The sequence below is a fragment of the Nocardioides sp. NPDC051685 genome (genome assembly GCF_044453405.1).
Classification (GTDB): Bacteria; Actinomycetota; Actinomycetes; order Propionibacteriales; family Nocardioidaceae; genus Nocardioides.
The window spans coordinates 377,047-398,675 of sequence record NZ_JBITCR010000005.1 but is presented as its reverse complement, the minus strand read 5'-3'; the positions used below and the strand labels follow the sequence as shown (position 1 = coordinate 398,675).

18 protein-coding genes are annotated in these 21,629 nt (G+C 71.3%); 7 read left to right on the top strand and 11 right to left on the bottom strand.

Annotation, left to right across the window (positions count from 1 at the left end):
* The first annotated feature begins 29 nt into the window (after window positions 1-29).
* Entirely contained in the window at window positions 30-1,169 is a 1,140-nt protein-coding gene (locus tag ACIA03_RS17395) for a sensor histidine kinase (protein WP_396984643.1), read from the top strand.
* The gene (locus tag ACIA03_RS17390; protein WP_396984641.1) at window positions 1,166-1,822 is read left to right on the top strand and encodes a response regulator; all 657 of its coding nucleotides are present in this window, start codon (window positions 1,166-1,168) and stop codon (window positions 1,820-1,822) included. Before ACIA03_RS17395 ends, ACIA03_RS17390 begins: the two co-directional genes overlap by 4 nt.
* Here the strand turns inward: ACIA03_RS17390 and ACIA03_RS17385 are convergent.
* Complete coding sequence (locus ACIA03_RS17385; RefSeq protein ID WP_396984639.1) at window positions 1,819-3,012, bottom strand: class I SAM-dependent RNA methyltransferase; 1,194 nt, start codon at window positions 3,010-3,012, stop codon at window positions 1,819-1,821. The genes ACIA03_RS17390 and ACIA03_RS17385 overlap by 4 nt on opposite strands.
* Window positions 3,009-5,021: an APC family permease gene (locus ACIA03_RS17380; RefSeq protein WP_396984637.1), complete on the bottom strand. Its 2,013-nt coding sequence runs from the start codon at window positions 5,019-5,021 to the stop codon at window positions 3,009-3,011. The genes ACIA03_RS17385 and ACIA03_RS17380 overlap by 4 nt, the downstream gene beginning before the upstream one ends.
* 121 nt (window positions 5,022-5,142) lie before the next feature.
* On the opposite strand from ACIA03_RS17380, the gene ACIA03_RS17375 reads away from it, so the two are divergent.
* The 5 genes from ACIA03_RS17375 to ACIA03_RS17355 all read left to right on the top strand — a co-directional run bounded on the left by ACIA03_RS17375 (window position 5,143) and on the right by ACIA03_RS17355 (window position 10,689).
* Window positions 5,143-5,805 carry a potassium channel family protein gene (locus ACIA03_RS17375; protein ID WP_396984636.1) on the top strand — a complete coding sequence of 221 codons (663 nt, stop codon included), beginning with the start codon at window positions 5,143-5,145 and terminating at the stop codon, window positions 5,803-5,805.
* A 2-nt stretch (window positions 5,806-5,807) separates the two neighbouring features.
* Window positions 5,808-6,479 carry a potassium channel family protein gene (locus tag ACIA03_RS17370; protein WP_396984634.1) on the top strand — a complete coding sequence of 224 codons (672 nt, stop codon included), beginning with the start codon at window positions 5,808-5,810 and terminating at the stop codon, window positions 6,477-6,479.
* A 119-nt stretch (window positions 6,480-6,598) separates the two neighbouring features.
* Window positions 6,599-8,293, top strand: a complete 1,695-nt coding sequence (locus tag ACIA03_RS17365; RefSeq protein WP_396984632.1) for an ABC transporter ATP-binding protein — start codon at window positions 6,599-6,601, stop codon at window positions 8,291-8,293.
* Between the two features lie 236 nt (window positions 8,294-8,529).
* Entirely contained in the window at window positions 8,530-10,296 is a 1,767-nt protein-coding gene (locus ACIA03_RS17360; RefSeq protein WP_396984630.1) for an ABC transporter ATP-binding protein, read from the top strand.
* Between the two features lie 99 nt (window positions 10,297-10,395).
* The gene (locus tag ACIA03_RS17355; protein ID WP_256206379.1) at window positions 10,396-10,689 is read left to right on the top strand and encodes an HU family DNA-binding protein; all 294 of its coding nucleotides are present in this window, start codon (window positions 10,396-10,398) and stop codon (window positions 10,687-10,689) included.
* A gap of 66 nt (window positions 10,690-10,755) precedes the next feature.
* Here ACIA03_RS17355 and ACIA03_RS17350 read toward each other — a convergent pair whose 3' ends face one another.
* From ACIA03_RS17350 to ACIA03_RS17310, 9 genes are all read right to left on the bottom strand, one after another.
* Window positions 10,756-12,156, bottom strand: coding sequence for an ABC transporter ATP-binding protein (locus ACIA03_RS17350; protein ID WP_396984628.1), 1,401 nt, complete (start codon window positions 12,154-12,156; stop codon window positions 10,756-10,758).
* Complete coding sequence (locus tag ACIA03_RS17345) at window positions 12,153-12,980, bottom strand: ABC transporter permease (RefSeq protein ID WP_396984625.1); 828 nt, start codon at window positions 12,978-12,980, stop codon at window positions 12,153-12,155. Before ACIA03_RS17345 ends, ACIA03_RS17350 begins: the two co-directional genes overlap by 4 nt.
* Window positions 12,977-13,936: an ABC transporter permease gene (locus tag ACIA03_RS17340; protein WP_396984622.1), complete on the bottom strand. Its 960-nt coding sequence runs from the start codon at window positions 13,934-13,936 to the stop codon at window positions 12,977-12,979. Before ACIA03_RS17340 ends, ACIA03_RS17345 begins: the two co-directional genes overlap by 4 nt.
* Window positions 13,933-15,474: an ABC transporter substrate-binding protein gene (locus ACIA03_RS17335; protein ID WP_396984620.1), complete on the bottom strand. Its 1,542-nt coding sequence runs from the start codon at window positions 15,472-15,474 to the stop codon at window positions 13,933-13,935. The genes ACIA03_RS17340 and ACIA03_RS17335 overlap by 4 nt, the downstream gene beginning before the upstream one ends.
* Before the next feature lie 119 nt (window positions 15,475-15,593).
* Window positions 15,594-17,066 (bottom strand): ABC transporter ATP-binding protein, encoded by a 1,473-nt coding sequence (locus ACIA03_RS17330; RefSeq protein WP_396984619.1) that lies wholly within the window; start codon window positions 17,064-17,066, stop codon window positions 15,594-15,596.
* Window positions 17,066-17,863 carry an ABC transporter permease gene (locus ACIA03_RS17325; RefSeq protein ID WP_396984920.1) on the bottom strand — a complete coding sequence of 266 codons (798 nt, stop codon included), beginning with the start codon at window positions 17,861-17,863 and terminating at the stop codon, window positions 17,066-17,068. Before ACIA03_RS17325 ends, ACIA03_RS17330 begins: the two co-directional genes overlap by 1 nt.
* Before the next feature lie 2 nt (window positions 17,864-17,865).
* A complete protein-coding gene (locus tag ACIA03_RS17320) occupies window positions 17,866-18,810 on the bottom strand; it encodes an ABC transporter permease (RefSeq protein ID WP_396984618.1) in 945 nt (314 codons plus the stop codon).
* Window positions 18,807-20,360, bottom strand: a complete 1,554-nt coding sequence (locus ACIA03_RS17315) for an ABC transporter substrate-binding protein (RefSeq protein ID WP_396984616.1) — start codon at window positions 20,358-20,360, stop codon at window positions 18,807-18,809. The genes ACIA03_RS17320 and ACIA03_RS17315 overlap by 4 nt, the downstream gene beginning before the upstream one ends.
* A gap of 14 nt (window positions 20,361-20,374) precedes the next feature.
* Window positions 20,375-21,628 (bottom strand): MFS transporter, encoded by a 1,254-nt coding sequence (locus ACIA03_RS17310; protein ID WP_396984614.1) that lies wholly within the window; start codon window positions 21,626-21,628, stop codon window positions 20,375-20,377.
* Window position 21,629 lies beyond the last annotated feature (1 nt).

The window sequence follows — 21,629 nt, the reverse complement described above, 5'->3', positions numbered from 1 at the left end:
CGAGGCGCGCCGATCCCTACGCTGGAGCCGTGACACCTATCCGGCGCTCCATCTGGCACGAGCCGCGGCCCGGCGACGCCCCGCCGGTCGGTCGCCTCGACTGGCTGCTGGTGGGCGTGTTCGCGGCCGCCGCCGTGGTCGAGGGCATCGTCCGGCCGGGCTTGGTGTGGCGGCCCCTGGTCACGGTGCTGGCCCTGGCGCTGGTGCCTGCCCTGCTCTGGCGACGGGACCGCCCACTGATCGCGGCTCTGATCGGGTGGGGCGTCGCCGGGCTGCTCTCGGTCCTCCAGGTGGCTGTGCACTCCGACGACCTCGGCCTCTACTCGATGATGGCCGACCTGATCCTGCTCTACTCCCTGGCGCGGTGGGGATCGGGGCGGGAGATGGTCGCCGGGGCGGCGTTCGTGACCGTCGTCGTCGCGCTGGGGATGTACGCCTCCTCCGCGGGCTGGGCCGATCTCTTCGGCGGGAGCGTCCTCCTGCTGCTGATCGTCGCCCTGGCAGCGGTGTTCCGCTACCGCGCGGACCTCTGGCATCGCCAACGGCGCGAGATCCGCAATCAGGAGCGGGTCGCGCTGGCCCGCGAGCTGCACGACACCGTGGCCCACCACGTCTCGGCCATCGCGGTGCAGGCACAGGCCGGCAGCGTGGTCGCCGGCATCGCGCCTGAGAAGGCTGCCGAGGTCCTGGCTGCGATCGAGTCCGAAGCGACACGAACGCTGGCGGAGATGAGAGCCATGGTGCGGGTGCTGCGTGAGGAGGAGGCCGTCGCCTACTCACCGCAGCTGGGCGTGGCGGACCTGCATGAGCTCGCGCGCACCGACACGACGCCCACCGTCGAGGTCTCGCTGACCGGTTCGTTGAGCCCGCTCGCACGACCCGTGGACGCCGCGCTCTACCGGCTCGCTCAGGAGTCGCTGACCAATGCCGTACGGCATGCCCGGAGCGCGACCCGAGTCGGGATCGACGTACGCCGGGAGGGCGGCGCCGTGAGGCTGACGGTCAGCGACGACGGACAGGCCGCGCCGGGGCCGGTCCCGGCGCCCGGGTTCGGCCTGCTGGGCATGGCCGAACGCGCCCAGCTCCTCGGCGGATCGCTCTCCGCGGGGCCGGGTCCCGAGGGTGGCTGGGTCGTCGAGGCCGTGCTGCCGGTGGAGGCGTCGGCATGAGCATCCGTGTCGTCGTGGCCGACGATCAGGATCTGGTACGGACCGGGCTGGTGATGATCCTCGGCGCGCAACCCGGAATCGAGGTCGTGGGAGAGGCCGCAGACGGGCTCGCCGCGCTCGACCTGGCGACCCGGCTGCGTCCCGATGTCCTCCTCGTCGACATCCGGATGCCCGGGCTCGATGGCGTCGAGGTGACCCGGCGGCTGGCCGGGCCAGAGGTCGCTGACCCGATGGCGGTGGTCGTGATCACCACCTTCGACCTCGATGAGTACGTCCTCGGCGCCCTCCGCGCCGGCGCCCGCGGCTTCCTGCTCAAGGACGCCGGGCCGGCCCTCCTCGCGCAGGCCATCCACGCGGCGGCCGCCGGGGACGCCCTGATCGCGCCCAACGTCACCCGCCGGCTGCTGGCGACCTTCGCCGACCAGGCGCCGGCAGCGCCGGTCCAGCCCGTCGACCCGCTCACCGAGCGCGAGGAGGAGGTGCTCGCCCTGGTGGCGCGGGGCCGGACCAACGCCGAGATCGCCACCGAGCTCTTCGTCGGGCTGAGCACGGTCAAGACCCACGTCGCGTCCTTGATGACCAAGCTGGGCGCCCGCAACCGTGTCGAGATCGCGATGTGGGCCTACGACACCAGGCGTGTGAGAGCCGACTAGCGGGATCCGGCCCGCTCCAGCAGGGCGACCGCCTCGACGTGATGCGTCATCGGGAACAGGTCGAAGGCACGCACCGTACGCAGCCGGTAGCCGTGCTCGGCGAAGATGGCCACGTCACGAGCCAGCGCGGCGGGGTCGCAGGCGACGTAGGCGACCTTGCGAGGCGAACGGGCGACGACGGCCTCGACGACCGGACGGCGGGCGCCCTCGCGGGGCGGGTCGAGGACGACGAGGTCGAAGGGGCCCTCCTCGAGACGGCCCAGGACGGTGGCGACGTCGCCGGCGGTGACCTCGGCGGTGGGGACGTTGCCGACCGAGAGCGCGGAGGCGGTCGGGTCGCCCTCGACGGCGACGACGCGGCCGGTGGGACCGACCCGGTCGGCGAGGAAGGCGGAGAAGAGACCGACGCCGGCGTAGAGGTCCAGGACGCTCTCGCCCGGGGCCGGCGCGAGCGCGGACAGCACCGCCGAGACCAAGGCCGCGGGCGCGCCCGGGTGGACCTGCCAGAAGCCGTCGGCGGACACCTCGAACGAATGCTCCGCTCCCCCGACCTCCACCGTCTCGACGACCGTCCCCGCGCCCGGCTCACGGGCGTCGACGGTGGCGATCAGGCAGTCGTCGACGGGGATGACGTCGTGGGAGCGGTACTTCCGCATGCCTCGGCCGCCGCCCGGGGCGGTGGTGTAGCGCTGACGAGTCCGCCAGCGCAGCCCGTCCTCGTCGCCGGGGGCGGCTTCGACGACCAGGTCGGCGACCAGCGGGTCCTCGGCGGACAGGCCACCCAGACGGACCAGCTGCTCGCGCACCACCGTCGCCTTCAGCTCGCGCTGAGCGGGCACCGAGACGTGCTGGAAGTCGCAGCCGCCACACAGGCCCGGGCCGGCGTAGGGGCAGGGCGGAACGACCCGTTCCGGTGCTGCCGAGACCACCGAGACCGCGTCCCCGCGCCAGAACCGGTCACCGGCGGTTCCCTCGGTGATCTCGATGATCACGCGCTCACCGGGCAGGGCGTGGCGTACGAAGACCACGCGGGAAGCATCCTCGAAGGGCACCCGCGCCACGAAGTGACCGCCGTGCGCGACCGGGCCGACCTCGACCTCGAAGCGCCGCCCGACGTACGACTCGCCCTTGGACGCCTTCGGACGGGGCCGCCGCCCGCGCAGCGGCGCGGATCGCCGGGGACGGCTCATCGCCGGCCGCTTCCGCGGCGCAGGCCCGGCGCGAGCCAGTATTCCTCGCGCAGCTCCTCGGCGCGCTCCTTGCCGGAGGCGAGCTGGTAGGGCACCGAGATGACCATGACGCCCGGGGTGAAGAGCAGCCGGCCCTTGAGCCGCAGCGCGGTCTGGTTGTGGAGGAACTGCTCCCACCAGCGGCCCACGACGTACTCGGGGATGTAGACGGCCACGACGCCACGCGGGTTGGCGTCGCGGATGGCCGAGGCGTACTCGACGACGGGGCGGATCAGCTCGCGGTAGGGCGAGTGGAGCACCTTCAGCGGCATCGGCAGGTTGCGCTCGTCCCACTGCTTGAGCAGCTCGGCGGTGTCGGAGTCGGTGGTCGAGACGGTCACCGCCTCGAGCGCGTTGGGGCGCGTCGCCTGGGCGAAGGCGAGCGCACGCAAGGTGGGCTTGTGGAGCTTGGAGACCAGGACGATCGCGTGGACCCGGGTCGGCATGACCTTGTCCTGCTCGTCGGCGGCCAGCTCGCGGGCCACGTTGTCGTAGTGGCGCCGGATGCCGCGCATCCCCAGGTAGAAGACCAGCATCGCCAGGATCGTGATCCACGCGCCGGCGAGGAACTTCGTGATCAGCACGATGACCAGCACCGCCGCGGTGAAGCAGAGCCCGACCGTGTTGATCACCCGCGAGCGGACCATCCGGCGCCGCACCAGCGGGTCGCGCTCGGTCGTCAGCTCGCGGGTCCAGTGACGGATCATCCCGAGCTGGCTGAGGTTGAAGGAGACGAAGACGCCGACGATGTAGAGCTGGATCAGCCGTGTCGTCTCTGCCTCGAAGGCGACGATCAGCACGATCGCCATGATCGCCAGGAACCCGATGCCGTTGGAGTAGGCCAGCCGGTCGCCGCGCGCGCCCAGCGCCCGAGGTGCGTAGCCGTCCTTGGCCAGGATCGAGCCGAGCACCGGGAACCCGTTGAAGGCCGTGTTCGCGGCCAGGACCAGGATCAGCCCGGTCACCGCGACCACGACGTAGAACATCGGCGGGAAGAAGTCGAAGACGGCGTGGGCGACCTGGGCGATGGCCGCGTCCTGGTCGTGGGCGTCGTTCAGCGGCACCCCGTCGAGCAGCAGCCGGTGCTGCTCCCCCGGGTCGACCAGCTTGATCCCCATCAGGTTGGCCAGGATGATCACGCTCAGCATCATCGTGATCGCGATCAGCCCGAGGAAGCCGAGCGTCGTGGCGGCGTTCTTCGACTTGGGCTTCCGGAAGGCCGGTACGCCGTTGGAGATCGCCTCCACACCGGTCAGTGCCGCGGAGCCGGAGGAGAAGGCGCGGGCGAGCAGGAAGGCCAGCGCGAGCGCTCCCAGCGGCTCGGCCATCCCGGGCTCGGGGGCGATCTCGTACCTCGCGCTCTCCACCTGGGGCAGGTCGCCCATCGCAAGCCGGATGAAGCCGGTGACGGCCATGGCCGCGATCGCCAGCATGAAGAGGTAGGTCGGCACCGCGAAGGCGGAGCCGGCCTCCCGGATCCCGCGCAGGTTCATGGCGGCGAGCAGGACGACGAGCGTGACGGCGATGACGACCTCGTGCCCGCGTAGGACGGGGATGGCGCTCGCGGCGTAGTTGGCACCCGAGGAGATGGACACCGCCACCGTCAGGACGTAGTCGACGAGCAGGGCGCTGGCCACCGTCGTACCGGCCTTGGCGCCCAGGTTGACCGTCGCCACCTCGTAGTCGCCGCCGCCCGAGGGATAGGCGTGCACCGTCTGCCGGTAGGAGGCGATCACCGCGATCATCACGCAGACGACGACCAGCGCGATCTTCCAGGACCACACGTACGCCGAGGCCCCGGCGACCGAGAGCATGATGAAGACCTCGTCGGGCGCGTAGGCCACCGACGAGAGCGCGTCGCTGGCGAAAACCGGTAGCGCAATACGCTTCGGCAGCAGCGTCTCGCCCAGCTGAGAGCTTCGAAGCTTGCGACCGATCAGGATTCGCTTGGAGACATCACCGACACCCACAACCGCAGACGCTACGGCACATCGCGAGATCCGCGCGCTTCCGGATCACCGCGCGCGCCCGAACACGCCACTTTGGAGGGCGTAGGCGACGCACGGGCCGGGCGAATGCAATCATGACACGGTGCACGTAGTGATCATGGGCTGTGGCCGCGTCGGCTCGACCCTGGCCAGGGGCCTCGAGGACCGCAACCACACGGTGTCGGTCATCGACCAGAACCCGGAGGCGTTCCGACGGCTCGGGCCGAGCTTCAACGGCGATAAGGTCGCCGGGATGGGTTTCGACCGCGAGGTCCTGCTCAAGGCCGGGATCAAGCGCGCCGAGGCCTTCGCGGCGGTCTCCAGCGGCGACAACTCCAACATCATCTCCGCCCGGGTGGCGCGCGAGGAGTTCGGCATCCAGCAGGTCGTGGCCCGCATCTACGACCCCGGCCGCGCCGAGGTCTACCAGCGCCTCGGGATCAGCACCGTCGCGACCGTGAAGTGGACCGCCGACCAGGTGCTCCGCCGCCTCCTCCCCGCCGGCGCCGAGCCCGACTTCCGTGACATGTCGGGCAACATCCGCATCGACCAGGTGATCATGCCGGAGTCCTGGGTGGGCCAGCGCACCATCAAGTTCCAGCGCCAGTCCGGCAGCCGCATCGCCTGGATCGACCGGCTCGGCGAGGGCATCATCCCGGTCCGCGAGAGCGTGATCCAGGAGGGCGACGTGCTCCACATCGTGATGCGCGAGGAGAACACCGCGCAGGCGTACAAGACGATCAAGAACGGCCCCGAGGAAGATTGACGATGAGAGTTGCTATCGCCGGAGCCGGGGCCGTCGGCCGGTCCATCGCCAGCGAGCTGATCACCAACGGCCACGAGGTGCTCCTCATCGACAAGAACCCGGGCTCGATCAAGCCCGAGCGGGTCGCCGACGCGGAGTGGCTGCTCGCCGACGCGTGCGAGCTCTCCTCCCTGGAGGAGGCCAGGCTCGACAACTGCGACGTGGTGATCGCGGCGACCGGTGACGACAAGGCCAACCTGGTCTGCTCGCTGCTGGCCAAGACCGAGTTCGGCGTGCCGCGCACCGTGGGCCGGGTCAACCACCCCAACAACGAGTGGCTCTTCACCGAGGCCTGGGGCGTCGACGTCAACGTCTCCACCCCGCGGATCATGTCCGCGCTGGTCGAGGAGGCCGTCACCGTCGGTGACCTGGTGCGGCTGTTCACCTTCCGGCAGGGCCAGGCCAACCTGGTCGAGATCACCCTGCCCGCCGACTCGCCCTACGTCGGCCAGCCCACCGGGCTGGTGCCGTTCCCGGAGAACTGCGCGCTGGTCACGCTCCTTCGCGACGGTCAGGTCTACGTACCCACCCCCGAGCAGCCTCTCGAGCAGGGCGACGAGCTCCTCTTCGTCGTGCCCACCGAGAAGGAGGACGAGCTCGAGCGTCTTCTCGCCCCGACCGCCCACGGCGGCTGACCTCCGGATCTCGTACGTCGCAACCCCTCGATCTCGGCAGGACCCCTGATTTGCCCGCTTCTCCCCTCCTCCAGACGCTTCGTCCTGTCCGGGGAAGGCTGGTCGGCAGCCTGCTGCTGATGGTCGTCTCGACCGTCGCCGGGCTGGTGCCGCTCGTCGGGATCGTCGAGCTCGCCCGGATCCTGCTGCCCTCCGGTGCATCCGCCGATGCCGGTCGCGCCTGGCTCGTGGTCTGGCTGAGCCTCGCAGCGCTGCTGGTGCGGCTGGCGACGGTGCTGGGATCCTCCTGGCTCTCCCACGTCGCCGACCTCGACCTCTCGATCCATCTGCGGCGGCTGCTGGTCGCCCGGCTCGGCCGGGTGCCGCTGGCGTGGTTCACCGAGCGCAACTCCGGCACGGTCAAGAAGGCGGTGCAGGACGACGTCGCCGCGCTGCACCACCTCGTCGCCCACTCGGTCATGGAGCTCACCGCGGCGATCACGCTTCCTGTCGTCGTCGCGGTCTATCTGTTCGTGGTCTCCCCGCCGCTCGCCCTGGTCACCCTGGTGCCGCTCGCGCTCGGGCTGGTCGGGTTCCGGATCTCGATGCGGGGCGCCGGTGCGCTCTACCGCGACTACGACGCCGGGCTGGCCGAGCTCGCCGCGGCGACCGTCGAGAACACCGGCGGCATCGCGGAGATCAAGACGTTCGGCGCGACCGGCCAGGCCCACCGGCGGCTGGCCGAGGTCGCCACCCGGTTCGGCGGGTTCAACCGGGCCTGGATGCGCCACTCGGCCCTCGGGATGCTGCTGATGGAGCTCGCGCTGACGCCGGCGCTGACCCTGGTGCTCGTCCTCGGCGCCGGTGTCTGGATGCTCCGGGCGGGCTGGGTCACCGGTCCTGACCTGGTGCCGTTCCTCGTCCTCGGGCTGGCGATGACCGCGCCGGTCACCGTCGCCGGCTACGCCGCGCGCGAGCTGCGCGAGGCGACCGAGGCCTCCCGGCGGATCCAGCGGCTGCTCGCCGAACCGGAGCTGCCGCAGCCGTCTTCCCCTTCGCCGGTCCCGGCGTCGTCCCGCGTCGAGATGTACGCAGTCTCCTTCGCCTACTCCCCCGGCGCGCCGCCGGTCCTCCACGACATCGACCTGGTCCTCGAGCCGGGCACCGTGACCGCGCTCGTCGGCCACTCCGGCTCGGGCAAGTCGACGCTGGCCAAGCTGCTGCCGCGCTTCGCCGACCCCACCGCGGGCCGGATCACCATCGCCGGGACCGACCTGCAGGAGATGACCAGCGCTCAGCTCTACGAGCAGGTCTCCTTCGTCTTCCAGGACACCGGGCTGCTGCGTACCTCGATCCGGGACAACATCCGGCTCGCCCATCCGGAAGCGGCCGACGAGGACGTACGCCGCGCGGCGGAGGCGGCGCAGATCGCCGGCCGCATCGACGAGCTCCCGCGGGGCTATGACTCGGTGGTCGGTGAGGACGGCCAGCTCTCGGGCGGCGAGCGGCAGCGGGTCGCGATCGCCCGCGCCCTCCTCTCCGACACCCCGATCCTGGTGCTCGATGAGGCCACCGCGGCCGCGGACCCCGAGTCGGAGGCGCTCGTCCAGCGGGCGCTGTCACGCCTCGTCGCCGGACGTACGCTGCTGGTGATCGCCCACCGCCTCTCCACGGTCACCGCGGCCGACCAGATCGTCGTCCTCGACGAGGGCCGGGTCGCCGAGCGCGGCACCCACGAAGAGCTCCTCGCCCGGGGCGGGCGCTACGCGCGGCTCTGGGCCGCCGACCAGCGCGCCCACCCGGCGGGCGGCTGGGCCCAGGAGGAGCCGGCATGAGCGAGCGTCAGCGAGCGACAACAGGCATTAGGCCGCCGCTTCCGTACTCTCGCGCTTGCGCTACGGAGGCGGCGGCATGAGCGAGCGTCAGCGAGCGACAACAGGCATCAGGCCGCCGCTTCCGTTCTCTCGCGCTTGCGCTACGGAGGCGGCGGCATGAGCGAGCGTCAGCGAGCGACAACAGGCATCAGGCCGCCGCTTCCGTACTCTCGCGCTTGCGCTACGGAGGCGGCGGCATGATCACCATCGTCCGTCTGCTCGCCGACCTCGTCGATCACCCGCACCGGCGCCAGCTCGCCCGGGTGGTCGCGATGTTCGTCACCACCGGGGTGCTCCAGGGTCTGGCGTTCGCCTGTGTCGTCCCGGTCCTGGACGCCGCGCTGCGCCAGGACTGGGACGCCGCGACCACCTGGCTGGGTGTGCTCGCCGGCCTCTTCGTGGCCCATCACGTAGCCCTGACCGTCGGCAACCTGGACGGCTACGACCTGGCCTGCGACCTGCTCGACATCACCCTGGCCCGGCTCGGCGACCACACCGTGCGGCTGCCGCTGGGCTGGTACGACCAGGACCGCACCGGGCAGCTCTCCCGGATGGCGTCCAAGGGCGCGACCGACATCGCCTCGGTGCCGGGGCATCTGCTGCGGCCGCTGATCGCCGCCGTGGTCAGCCCGGTCACGGTGGTGGTCGCGATGGCGTTCCTGGAGTGGCGCCTGGCGCTCGCGCTCCTCGTCGGCGTCGTGGCCGTGCTGGCAACCACCCGGCTCCTCGCGGTGATCGTGGGCCGTGGCGAGGGCGCCTACGACGCCGCGATGGCGGAGGGCTCGGCGCGCGTGGTCGAGTTCGCGCTCAACCAGCCGGCGCTACGGGTCTTCGGGCGCACCGTCCACGGCAACGAGCTGGTCGAGGACGCGCTGCGCGAGCAGAAGCGGGCCTCCCGACGGCTGCTGGTCACCGGGTTCGGCGGCCTGGGGATCCAGCTGCTCTCCATCCAGGCGCTGCTCACCGTGGTGATCGCGCTGGCCGTCCATCTCAGTCTCGGCGGCACCCTCGACCCGGCCACGGCGATCGGGCTCCTCGTCCTCACCGTGCGGTTCGTGGAGTCGCTCATCGACTACGGCGAGCTCTCCAGCGCCCTGCGGATCGCCGAGGGGTCGTTGCGACGTGTCCTCGACGTGCTGGCCCTCGAACCGCTCCCCGAGCCGGCCACCCCTGGTGAGCCGGCCGACAGCGGCATCGAGCTGCGCGACGTGGCCTTCTCCTACGACGCCAGCTCCTGTGAGCACAGCACCCGGGTGCTCGACCAGGTCTCCCTCACCGCGGCGCCGCGCTCGCTTACCGCCGTGGTCGGGCCCTCCGGCTCCGGGAAGAGCACCCTGCTGCGTCTGGTCGCCCGGTTCCACGACGTGACGGCGGGCTCGGTGATGCTCGGTGGGGTCGACGTACGCGACCTGGGGACCGAGGCGCTGATGCGGCGCGTCTCGATCGTCTTTCAGGACGTCTACCTCTTCGAGGGCACCCTGCGGGACAACGTGATGATGTCGCGGCCCGACGCCACCGACGAGGAACTGAGGGAGGCCGCGCGGCTGGCCCGCGTCGACGACATCGTCGAGCGGCTCCCGCACGGCTGGCAGACCCGGATCGGCGAGGCCGGCTCCACGCTCTCCGGCGGCGAGAAGCAGCGGGTCTCGATCGCCCGCGCCCTGCTGAAGGACGCCCCCGTCGTGCTCCTCGACGAGGCCACCGCCGCCCTCGACGCCGAGAACGAGGCCGCGGTCCAGGAGGCGCTCACCGCGCTCTCGGCGGACCGCACGGTCATCGTCATCGCCCACCGTCTCCAGACCGTCGTCGCCGCCGACCAGATCGTCGTCCTCGACGGGGGCCGGATCGTCGAGCGCGGCTCCCACGCCGAGCTGCTGGCACACGGCGGCCGCTACCTCGACTTCTGGCGCGAACGTACGCAAGCCGAGGGGTGGCGGCTCCTCGAGGCCCCGCAGAGCCCGTAACCACGCGGGACACGCGGCGCGTGAACGTTGAACATCCCCAGGTCTGGCCTACGCTGGCGACGAGCCGCACCTCGTCAACCTCTGCGGCTCGGATCAACGATTAAAGGAGATCGCATGAACCGCACCGACCTGGTGAGCGAAATCGCCAAGCAGGCCGAGATCACCCAGACGCAGGCCTCCGCCGCCCTGGGTGCCGCCATCGAGGCGATCAGCGCGGCCGTCGCTGACGGCGACAAGGTCACGCTGCCCGGCTTCGGTACGTTCGAGTCGCGCGAGCGCTCGGCTCGCACCGGCCGCAACCCGCAGACCGGCGCCGAGATCAAGATCCCGGCCTCGAAGGGTCCGGCGTTCAAGGCCGGCTCCGCGTTCAAGGAGCGGGTCGCCAAGGGCTGAGTCCCTGGACACCTGAGAAGGGCCGGGTCGTCATCGACCCGGCCCTTCCTGTGTCTGCTCACCGTCTCAGAGCGCGATCTCCCGGTCGGCGACCGCAGCCGACAGGTCGGTGTCGTGGGTGACCAGCAGCAGCGCGGCCCCGCTCTCGTCGATCTCGCTCATCAGCGCATCGACGGTCTGCTCTTGGGTGACCAGGTCGAGCCGCGAGGTGGCCTCGTCGGCGAAGACGAGCGCAGGACGCGTCAGCATCGCCCGCACGACGGCGATCCGCTGCAGCTCACCGCCGGAGACCTGCCCCGGTCGGCGGCGCAGGATCTCGTAGGGCAGACCGAGCCGCTCCAGCGAGCCACGCACCTCGGCCTCGCCCACACCATGGCGCCGCATCACATCACCGAGCGCCTTCTCCAGGCTCACCTGCGGCGGGAAGGAGAGCGCCGGGTCCTGGTAGAGCTTCTGCAGCCTCCCCCGACCCACCCCTTCTCCGTACGTCACCGACCCCGCGTCGAGCCTGGTCAGCCCGAGCAGCGCGTTGCCGAGCGTCGTCTTGCCCGCGCCGCTGGGCCCGGTGATCGCGACCCGCTCACCGGCCCTGATCTCGAGGTCGAGGCCGTCGAAGACCGGCCCGTGGGCGTAGGACTTCGACAGACCCGAGGCACCGAGGAGGAGCTCGCTTCCGCCGGGCGCCTGCGAACGCATCCAGGGGTGGTGCCAGCGAGCCGGCTCGGCGGCCAGCAGCTTTCGCGTGTAGTCGCCCGCGGGCGTGGTCAGCACCTCCTCGGCCGGTCCGGACTCGACCACGGCCGCCTCGCGCATCACCATCACCTCTCCCCCGAGCCGGCGGGCCAGGCGCAGGTCGTGGGTGATGGTGAGCAGCAGGCCACCCTCGTCGAGGTGGCCTAGCAGCAGGTCGGCGAGCTGGTCGACCGACACCCGGTCGAGGCCCTTGGACGGCTCGTCGAGAATGAGCAGCCTGGCCCCACCGATGGTCGCCGCGGCGTACGCGACGCGCTGGGCCATGCCACCTGAGAGGGTGTGCGGGTAGGCCCCGCCCGCGCCGGCCAGCCCGACCTGGCCCAGCCGGTGATCAGCCGCCCGGGCCGCGGAGACGCTGCGTGGCGACCAGCCCGGTGCGCCTTCGGCGACCTGGGCGCGCACCCGCATCGTGGGATCGAGCGCGAGCGCAGGTTCCTGCGGAAGCAGGGCGACCCCGCGGCCCCACAGCCTCCGCCGGCCACCCCGGCCACCCCTGTCGGCGAGGTCGAAGGACTCGTCCCCGACCGTCAGCGACCCGACGGCTGCCAGCTCGGCCGGCAGCGTACCCATCAGCGCGTGGGCGAGCACCGACTTGCCAGACCCGCTCTCGCCGACGATCGAGAGTGCACGCCCGGTCTCGATCCGCACCTCGGGTACGTCGGCGAGGACGAGCGACCCGATGCGTACGACCACTCCGGTGGCTTTCAGGTTCATCGCCCCTCCTCCGGGGATCGCAGCCCGAGCAGGCAGACGGTGAGCAGGAACAGGACCCCGACCGGGGCCAGGGGCATCCACTGCGCCGCGTCGTAGAACGGGAACGACTCGGTGATCATCAGTCCCAGCTCCGCGCGTGGCGGCTGGAGGCCGACCTTGACGAAGCCGAGCGTCGACATCGCCAGGATCGAGGTGACCATGCCGAGCGACGCCAGCGTCACGAGCAGCGGACGCAGTGCCGGCCACAGGTGGCGACGGACGACATGGGTCCAGCCGAGCCGCAGCAGCCCGGCCGCCTCGACGGCGGGTGAGCCGAGCACCAGGGCGCTGCGTGCCCGCACCACCCGGAAGAACTCCACCCACTGCACCAGCGCGAGGCCGACGTAGAGCGCCACCATGCTCCCGGGCGCGGCCAGCGCCGAGACCAGCAGCACCACGAGCAGGGCCGGGATCGCCACGAAGGCCTCCGAGACCGAGCGCAGCAGCGCGTCGACCCAGCCACCGAACCAGGCCGAAGCGACCCCGGCGAGGCAGCCGAGGATCAGCGCGGTCGCCACACACACCAGTGCGAGCAGCAGCGAGACCCGGGTGGCGTGCGCGACCCGGGAGGCGACGCTACGCCCGTAGTCGTCGGTCCCGAGCGGGTCCGACAGCGACGGCGGCTGCAGGTAGCGACCCAGGTCCTGGCTCGCCGGGTCGGGCAGCACCAGCGGCCCGACCAGCGCGAACGCGGCGATCAGGACCAGTCCGCCGACCGCGGCAGTCCGGCTCCACGACCGCTGCGGCCGGGACCCCAGCGTCTGTTCCAGCATCAACATGCTCATGCCACCACCGCCCGTCCCCGCGGCCGCGGGTCGAGCCACGCGACGGCCAGGTCGACCAGCGTGTTGACCAGCACGATCAGCAGCGCCAGCACCAGCGCGGACGCCTGCAGCACCGGGATGTCCCGCCAGAAGACGGCGTGGACCAGCGAGTGGCCGAGCCCGTCCCAGGCGAAGAGGCTCTCCACGACGACGACTCCTTCGATCAGCACGACGAACTGCACCCCGAGGTACGGCACCAGCACGACCGCCGCGTTGCGCAGTACGTGTCTGACCAGCACCCACCTCTCGGCCAGCCCCTTGGTCTGGGCGAACTCCACGTACGCCGACCCGCGGACCTCCACCACGGCGTCCCTGGTCACCCGCGCGATGAGCCCGGAGAGCCCGAGCCCCAGCGTCAGCGCCGGCAGCACGATGCTCCCGCCGCCGTGCCCGACCGCCGGGAAGAGCCCCAGCTGCGCGGAGAGCACGATCATCAGCAGCAGCCCCAGCAGGAACGGCGGCACGGCCCGTACGCCGGCGACCCACAGCGACGCGAACCGGTCGGCGATCCCGCCGGCCCGGCGGGCGGCCGCGACGCCGATCCCGGCGCCCAGGACGACCGCGATGACGATCGCGAGCCCGGCGAGCTGCAGCGTGCCCGCCAGGTAGAACCCGACCTCCTCGAGCACCGGCTGGGAGGTGACCAGCGACCGGCCCAGGTCGAGCTGGAGGAGGTCGACGATCCACGCGCCGAGCTGCGCCCACAGGGGCTGGTCGAGTCCCAGCTCGTCGCGCACCTGAGCGGCCGCGGCCGCGTCGACCATGTCGTAGCCGTAGCGCCCCGCCGCGATCCGGTAGGCGATGTCCCCCGGCAGCCGCTGGGTGATCACGAAGCAGAGCGCCGAGACCCCGATCGCCACCGTGAGAGCCTGCGCCGCCCGCCGGACGATGACGCCCGCTACACCTCGGCTCCTCACGACGCGAGCTCGACGTCGGTGATCCGCCAGGTGGTCTCGAGGGAGTCCAGGACGAATCCGTCGACGCGGTCGCCGACCGCAGCGTTCATCCGGTACCACGCGACCGGCACCAGCGGAAGCTGCTCCTGGGCCGCGCGCACGATCGTCTCGCGGTGCGCGTCGCCGTCGGCGCCTTCGGCTCCCGTCGTCAGCGCGGCCACGGCCTCCGCGACGGCGGGGTCGCTCCAGCCCATGGCGCCCCAGTCGGACCCACCCTCACCGAAGGTGTCGGCGACGGTCGGCAGCGGGTCGGTGACCAACGCGAAGAACTGGGCGACGAGCGCCATCTGAAGAGTGCCATCGGCGTGCTTGGCCGGGATCTCGCTGGAGTTGGAGACCTCGACGTCCACCTGCACGCCGACCTTGGCGAGCTCGGCCTGGATGGCGGTCGCCAGCGCCGGCAGCTCGGGCCGGTCGGGGTACGTCAGCAGCTCGAGCCGCAGCGGCCGGCCGCCCTTGACAAGGGTGCCGTCGGCACCGGCCCTCCAGCCCGCCTCCGCGAGCAGCTCCTTGGCGCCGTCTGCATCGTAGGCCAGCGGCTCGAGATCCGCGTCCCATTCCTTCAGCGTCGGCGGCATCAGCTGGGTCGCGGCGAGCTCCTTCTCCCGCAAGACGGCCTCGGCGATCGCCTCCCGGTCGAGTGCCAGGCTGATCGCCTGCCGGACGCGTACGTCCTCCAGAGCCGGGTCACCGGCGTTCATCTTCATGTGGATCGTGCGCGGCTGCAAGGTCGAAACCATGTCCACGCCCTCGGTCTTCTCGACCCGCTCACGACCGGCCGGCTCCAGCCCGAAGACCACGTCGGCCTGGTCGCTGGTGGCCATCACCGCGCGGCTCTCGGCGCGCCCGACGGCCTGGAAGGAGACCTTCTCGACATCGGGCTCCTCACCACGCCAGCCGGCGACACGTACGGTCTCGATGCGGGAGGGCATCTGGACCGTCTCGATCCGATAAGGCCCGGTGCCGATGACGTCCTCGACCTTCCCGTCCTCGTCGTAGGCCGAGGGAGCCAGGATCGCGGTGCTGTAGTGGCTGAGCACCGCGGGCAGGGAGACGTAGGAGTCGGCGAGCTCGATCACGACCGAGCCGCCCTCCGCACGGATCGCCTCGACGCCGACGTCGGCCAGCGGGCTGGCGGCCTCGGCAGCAGCCTTGTCGAGCACGGCGACGACGCTCTCGGCGGTCATCGGCTCGCCGTCGTGGAACCTCGCGTCCTTCACCAGCTCGAAGGTCCAGGTCTTGTTGGCGTCGTCGGCCGACCACGTCGTGGCCAGGCCCGGGACGAGGGTCCCGTCCACGTCAGCTGTCACCAGCGTCTCGGTGACCTGGAGCCGGGTGAAGAAGTAGCCGTCCGCGGAGGACTCGAGGCTGTGCAGCTCGAACGGCCCTGCGATACGCAGGGTGTCCGAGGCGGTAGCCGGTCGTGAGCCGCATGCGGTCATGGCGAGACCGAGCGCGGCCACGGCCGCGACGACACGCACGTGGGGGCGGGTGAACATCTGATGTTGCCTTCCGGTTGGGTGGGCTAAATCTAAATGAGAACGATTCCCATTCACAGCGTGATTGCCCTCGTGAGACGTTTCTCACCGGGGAGACCGATCACCATCGCGCTCAGCTCCTAGACGATCCGGCCGTCGTCCACGACCACGACACGATCGGCGAGCCGAGCGGCCACGGCGGGGTCGTGGGTGATGACCATCAGGGCGCAAGCGGTCTCCCGCTGGATCCGATTCAGCAAGTCGAGCACGTCCGCCTGGGTCACCGCGTCCAGGCCGGAGGTGATCTCGTCACAGATCAGCAGATCGGGGTCGGCGAGCAGGGCCCGCACGAGCGCTGCCCGCTGCAGCTCGCCACCCGAGAGCGAGCCAGGGCGCCGGGCCGCCACCTCCGACGACACACCCAGATCTCCCAGCACCTCCAACGCTCGGGCTCGAGCGTCCGCGACATCCAGCCCGCGCAGCCGCTCGGCGGTGCGGGCAACCTGGGTGAGCACAGGGGTGAACTCGCTGAACGAGGCGCGGGCGTCCTGGAAGACGTACTGAATCCGGGCCAGGTCGGCGAGGGAGCGTCGACGGAGCAACGGGGAGAGCGCGGAACCGTCGAGGAGCACCTGTCCGGCTCGGAACGGCTGCAACCCCGCCACGCAACGCGCCAGCGTGGTCTTGCCGCTGCCGGAGCGTCCCATGACGGCGAGCCGCTCCCCTGCACCGATGTCCAGCGAGACGTCTTCCAGCGTGCTGTGCGGCCCGCGTGCGCTTCGATGGACCACCCACAGGGCACGCACCGACACCAGCGGGTCGCCGTCGGCGACGCCGGTCGGGCCAGTGGCCACCGGCCCTCCGTGGGCGGCGACCAACCGGCGCGTGTAGGCGGCCCGTGGCCGCTCGAGGACGTCCTCGACGCGACCGTCCTCGACGATCCGTCCGCGATGCATGACGAAGACGGCGTCAGCGATCATCCGTACGAGGTCGAGGTCATGGGTCAGTACGAGCACCGCGGCGCCGTTCTCCGCCACCGTCTTGAGCTCGTCGGCGACCTCCCCGCGCGTCACCGCGTCCTGCCCCGTCGTCGGTTCGTCGGCGACCAGCACCCGGGGGTTCCCGACGAGCGCCTGAGCGAGCACGAGGCGCTGCTGCTGACCGCCCGAGAGCTGGTGGGAATGGCGCCGCAGGAACGCCGCGTCAGTGGGCAACTGCGCCCGGCGCAGGGCCTCCCGGACGCGTTGGTCGACGAGCCGCGACCGCTCCCGGCGCGTGGAGGCGCGCACATGGACGCGGGCGATGTCGCGTAGCACGACACCGATCCGGCGCACCGGGTTCAGCACTGCCGAGGGGTGCTGAGGGACGTACCCGACGGACCCCGGCTCCACCGGCCGGTCGAGCGCGACCGCCTGGCCGCCGACCTCGACCACACCGGTGACCCGGCCCCGCTCGGGCACCTCGCCGAGCAGGGTCAGCGCCAGTGTCGTCTTGCCGCTGCCAGACTCCCCGACAAGGGCGGTGATCCGCCCGCCCGCGACCGTGAGCGAGGCCCCTGAGACGATCTCGCGCTCGCCGATGCGCACACTGAGGTCATGGACCCGTGCCGACATCACACCACCTCCGGGGCAACAGGACGACGCCGTAACCAGCGGTCGAACACGAGGTTCACCCCGACGCACAGCATCACGATCAGGATCGCCGGAGCCACCACGGCCCACGGCTGGACGAAGAGCCCGGCGCGGTTGCGGTCGACCATCGCCGCCCAGTCACTGACCTGGGGCGAGATCCCGACCCCGAGGAAGCTGGCCGAGGCGACCAGGTAGATTGCGCCCGCGAACCTCACCCCGAGATCGGCCGCAAGCGTACGCCGCATCGAGCGCGCCACGTGGGTGAGCCCGATCCGTGCCCGGCTCTCGCCCTGCAGCCTCATCGCCTCGACCGCCGGTCCCGCGGAGACGGAGAGCGCCGAGGTGCGGCAGATCCGGACCACGTCGGGCAGGTTGATCAGCACGACGACGCCGACCAGAACCCACCACACGCCCGGTGCGGTAGAGGCCAGCAGGAGCAGCACGAGCATCGAGGGGACCGCGAGCAGCAGGTCGAGGGGCCGCATGATGCTTTCGTCGAGCAGCCGGTTCGTGGTCATGCCGGCCACGAGACCCAGCGGCACCGCGAGTACGTAGGTGCCGGTGGTCGCCACCAGGGCGGCGACCACCAGCGAGCGGCCGCCAAGGAGCACCTCGTTCCACACATCCCGACCGGCATGGTCGGTGCCGAGCCAGTGCCCTCCGCCGAGCGTGAGCGCGATGTCCTTGCCGGTGTCGCCGGAGGCGAAGAACGGCCCCAGCAGCGCGAGCAGCACCGGCACGGCGACGAGCAGCCCCGGGACGGCGTACGTCCTCAGCATCCTCACCTCCCCACCTCCGCGGCGGGCGCCAGCGCATGGGCTGCCAGGTCGGCCAGCAGGTTCACAGTCACGGTCGTGAGCGCGAAGACCAGGGCGAGGCCCTGGATCACCGGGATGTCCCGGGCCGAGACGGCGTCGACGAGGGTGGTCCCCAGACCGGGGAGCACGAAGATGGCCTCGATGACGATGACGCCACCCAGCAGCCAGTCGGTCGTACGCGCGAGCTGCTGGACCGCCGGCGCGACCGCGTTCGGCAGGGTGTGCCCGATCCGGATCCGTGCGGGCGAGATGCCCAGGCGGCGGGCGTGGGTGGCGTACGCCGAGGACTTGGCGTCGATCATCCCCGCCCGCACCAGCCGGCTCAACGAGCAGAGCGGGCGGAGCAGGAGCACGAGGACCGGCAGCACGAGCACCGCCGGGTCGTCGAGCGGCGAGACGCCCACCCCGGTGGGCGGGAACCAGCCGAGCCGGACCGCGAGCACCGTGACCACGAGGATCCCCATCGCGAACTCGGGCGCCGAGTAGAGGCCGATCGTCACGCTGGTGATGACCCGGTCCACCCGACCGCCCTCGTGGTGGGCGGCCGTGATGCCGAGGAGCAGCGAGAGCGGGACCAGCAGCACCAGGGCCAGGAGAGCCAGCAGCACCGTCGGCCCGGCCGCGGTGACGACGATCTCCGACACCGACCGCGGACCCACGAGCGAGGTGCCGAGATCACCTCGCAGCACGGCGAGCATCCAGTCGCCCAGCCGCTCCCAGAACGGACGGTCGAGGCCGAGCCGCTCCCGCAGCGCCGCGATCACCGCCGGGTCGGGCTGGTCGCCCGCGATCGTGACCGCGGCGTCACCCGGCAGCGCCTCGGTCAGCGCGAACACGCCGACCGCGACCAGCCCGACCTGGACGACGGCCAGCAGCACCCGGCGCAGGAGGTAGCGCCGGCTGCTCACGCCAGCCAGACCCTGTCGAAGCGTGCCCAGTCGAGCGTGCTCGCCGGAGCGCTCTCCTCGATGCCGCCCACCGACTGTGCCGAGGCGACGACCCAGTCCGAGACACCCCACCACAGGAAGCCGCCCTCCTCGAAGAGCTTCTCCTGCATCTGCAGGTAGATCGCGGCACGCTCCTTCTCATCGGCCGCCGACTGCGCCTTCTCGTAGAGCGCGTCGAACTCCGGAAGCTTCCACATCGTGTTGTTGGTCGTCGAGGTGGTGAGCAGACGCTGGGAGATGTGGGACTCCAGCGGCATCGGGCCGGATCGATAGCTGGCGAGCACGCCGTTGGTCGCGATGTCGCTCCAGTAGGTGTCCTTGTCGCCGAGGCGTACGCGAAGGTCGAGACCGATCTTGGCCGCCTGGTCGCTGATGGCGAGCGCGGCCTCCTTCATCCCGGGTGAGGAGTCGGAGGTGTCGAAGTCGATCGTCATCCCTTCGGCACCCGCCTTCTTGAGCAGGTCGGCTGCCCGGTCCAGGTCCTGCCGGCGCTGCGGGATCTCGTCGGCGTAGTAGGTGAAGCCCTTGCCGAACAGGTCGTTGCAGAGCTCGCCCGACCCCTCGAAGACCGAGCGGACCAGCTCCTCGCGGTCGACCAGGTGGAACAGCGCCTGTCGCAGGTCGGGGTTGTCGAACGGGGGCCGGTCGACCTTCATCGCGACACCGTGGAAGTTGCTCCGCGGCAGCCGATGGATCTGGATCCGGGCATCACTCTCGTAGGTACGCGCGCTGGTGGGGCTCAACTCGTGGGCGTACTCCACCTGCCCGCCGACCAGCGCGTTCACCCGCGCGGACTCGTCGTTGCTGATCACGATCTCGAGCTCGTCCAGATACGGAGCCTGCTCCCAGTAGTCGTCGTTGCGGGCCGCCCGGAAGCTTCTCCCCGGCTCGAAGGAGACGAACCGGAACGGCCCGGTCCCGACCGGTTTCTCGAAGGAGGTCGTCCCCTCGGGGACGATGTAGGTGCCGAGGGCTGCCAGCGCGTTCGGGAGCTCCGCATACGGGCGCTTGAGCCTGAACTCGATGGTGCGATCGTCGATCTCGCGACTGTTGCGCAGGTCGATGACGCCCAGGCTGGCCTTGGCGCGCAGCGTGCTGTCGGGGGCCGCGATGCGCGCATAGCTGGACAGCACGTCGGCGGCACGCAGCGGCCTGCCGTCGTGGAAGAGCGCCTCGCGCAGCGTGATCCGCCAGGTGCGCAGGTCCTCGCTCGGCTCCCAGCCCGTGGCCAGCCGCGGTGTGGGTGCCATGTCGGAGTCGAAGTCGGCGAGCTTGTCGAACATGGCCTTGGCGCGAGCGATCTCGACGTAGAGGCCGGTCTCGTGCGGGTCGAGGACCTCGGCAGTGCCCTCACCGACGAATGCCGCCCGCAGCCGGCCACCGCGAACGGGCTCGCCGGGCGCACCGCCGGTTCGGTCCTCCGGGCCGCAGCCGACCAGCGGGACGGCCATGGCTGCGACGCCCAGGCCGAGGAAGGTGCGTCGTGGGAGGGTGTGGGGGAAATCAATCATAATGGGAATTATTATCATTCGGACTGGACCGGCAAGCCCTTTTCCACATGCTGGCGAGACACCCCGAGAACGGCAGCCGCCGATCCCAGCCCGATCAGCGCGCAGACCAGCGCGGGCACCCACGCCCAGCGATCGCCCCACACATCGATGGCGGCGCCGATGAGCGCGTTCGCACCCGCCCCGGCCACACCCGCGGCCAGGTAGTAGACGCCGAAGTAGGTGCCGGCCAGCCGCTCGCCGGCGAGCTCACCCACGATCTCGTACGCGAAGGGCTGGGCGAGCATCACCCCGATCGCGAGCGCGAGCACCGTGATCAGCACCGGCACCAGCCTCAGCACCCCCTCCCCGAGGTCGTGCGGGCGGCCGGCGGGAATGATCGCGGCCGCCACGCTGGTGGCCAGGAACCCCAGGCCCATCACCGCCAACCCGACCGCGATGCTCTGCTCGCGGCGAAGTCGCGCCCGGGCCACCCGGGTGATCCGCAGCTGCAGGAGCAGCGTGGCGACGGTCGAGACCAGAAACAGCGACGCGACCGTCGAGGAGGTCCCGGTGAATCTCTCGGCATGGATCGGGAGCACCAGATAGAGCTGGGTCTCCAGCGCGAACAGCCCTGCGACGGCGGCCGCGAAGCCGACGAAGCGGCGGTCGGTGAAGACGAGCCGCCAGTCGGCGAGCACCGAGCTACCCGACGGCTCCACCGGCCGGTGCGGCAGCACCGCCGCCTGCGCGAGCGTCAGCACCACGAAGATCCCCGCCGCCACCAGCGCCGCCACCCGGAAGTCGACCAGGAGCAGCGCGCTCCCGATCAGCGGGCCCGCGAGCGAGCCCGCTGTCGCGAACATGTTGAACAGCGAGAACGCCTCCGCCTTCCGCTCCCCCGCCTCGACGGCGATGTAGGCACGCACGGCGGGGTTGAACAGAGCGCCGGCCAGTCCGCTGAGCACCGAGCCGGCCAGCAGCAGCGGGAGCGAGGCACCCAGGGCGAAGATCCCGAATCCCACCGCCCGCAACCCGCAGCCGGTGATGATGACCGTGCGCGGCCCGATCCGGTCCGAGGCGGTCCCACCGACCAGGAACAGCCCCTGCTGGCTCAGGGTCCGCACCCCGAGGACGATGCCCACCGCCGACGCGGACATGCCCAGGTCGCCGCCCAGGTGCGTGGCGAGATAGGGGATCAGCAGGTAGAAGGCGGTGTTGACGCCGAACTGGTTGACCAGCAGCAGGCGGACGGCGATCGGGTAGGACCAGATGAGTCGCGCCGTGCTCACC

Bases quoted from the DNA above. Each gene is read 5' to 3' on its own strand.
- ACIA03_RS17390 (WP_396984641.1), top strand. From the start codon at position 1,166: ATGAGCATCCGTGTCGTCGTGGCCGACGATCAGGATCTGGTACGGACC.
- ACIA03_RS17335 (WP_396984620.1), bottom strand. From the start codon at position 15,474: ATGTTCACCCGCCCCCACGTGCGTGTCGTCGCGGCCGTGGCCGCGCTC.
- ACIA03_RS17365 (WP_396984632.1), top strand. From the start codon at position 6,599: ATGGTCGTCTCGACCGTCGCCGGGCTGGTGCCGCTCGTCGGGATCGTC.
- ACIA03_RS17350 (WP_396984628.1), bottom strand. From the start codon at position 12,156: ATGAACCTGAAAGCCACCGGAGTGGTCGTACGCATCGGGTCGCTCGTC.
- ACIA03_RS17345 (WP_396984625.1), bottom strand. From the start codon at position 12,980: ATGAGCATGTTGATGCTGGAACAGACGCTGGGGTCCCGGCCGCAGCGG.
- ACIA03_RS17330 (WP_396984619.1), bottom strand. From the start codon at position 17,066: ATGTCGGCACGGGTCCATGACCTCAGTGTGCGCATCGGCGAGCGCGAG.
- ACIA03_RS17325 (WP_396984920.1), bottom strand. From the start codon at position 17,863: ATGCTGAGGACGTACGCCGTCCCGGGGCTGCTCGTCGCCGTGCCGGTG.
- ACIA03_RS17370 (WP_396984634.1), top strand. From the start codon at position 5,808: ATGAGAGTTGCTATCGCCGGAGCCGGGGCCGTCGGCCGGTCCATCGCC.
- ACIA03_RS17360 (WP_396984630.1), top strand. From the start codon at position 8,530: ATGATCACCATCGTCCGTCTGCTCGCCGACCTCGTCGATCACCCGCAC.
- ACIA03_RS17315 (WP_396984616.1), bottom strand. From the start codon at position 20,360: ATGATTGATTTCCCCCACACCCTCCCACGACGCACCTTCCTCGGCCTG.
- ACIA03_RS17385 (WP_396984639.1), bottom strand. From the start codon at position 3,012: ATGAGCCGTCCCCGGCGATCCGCGCCGCTGCGCGGGCGGCGGCCCCGT.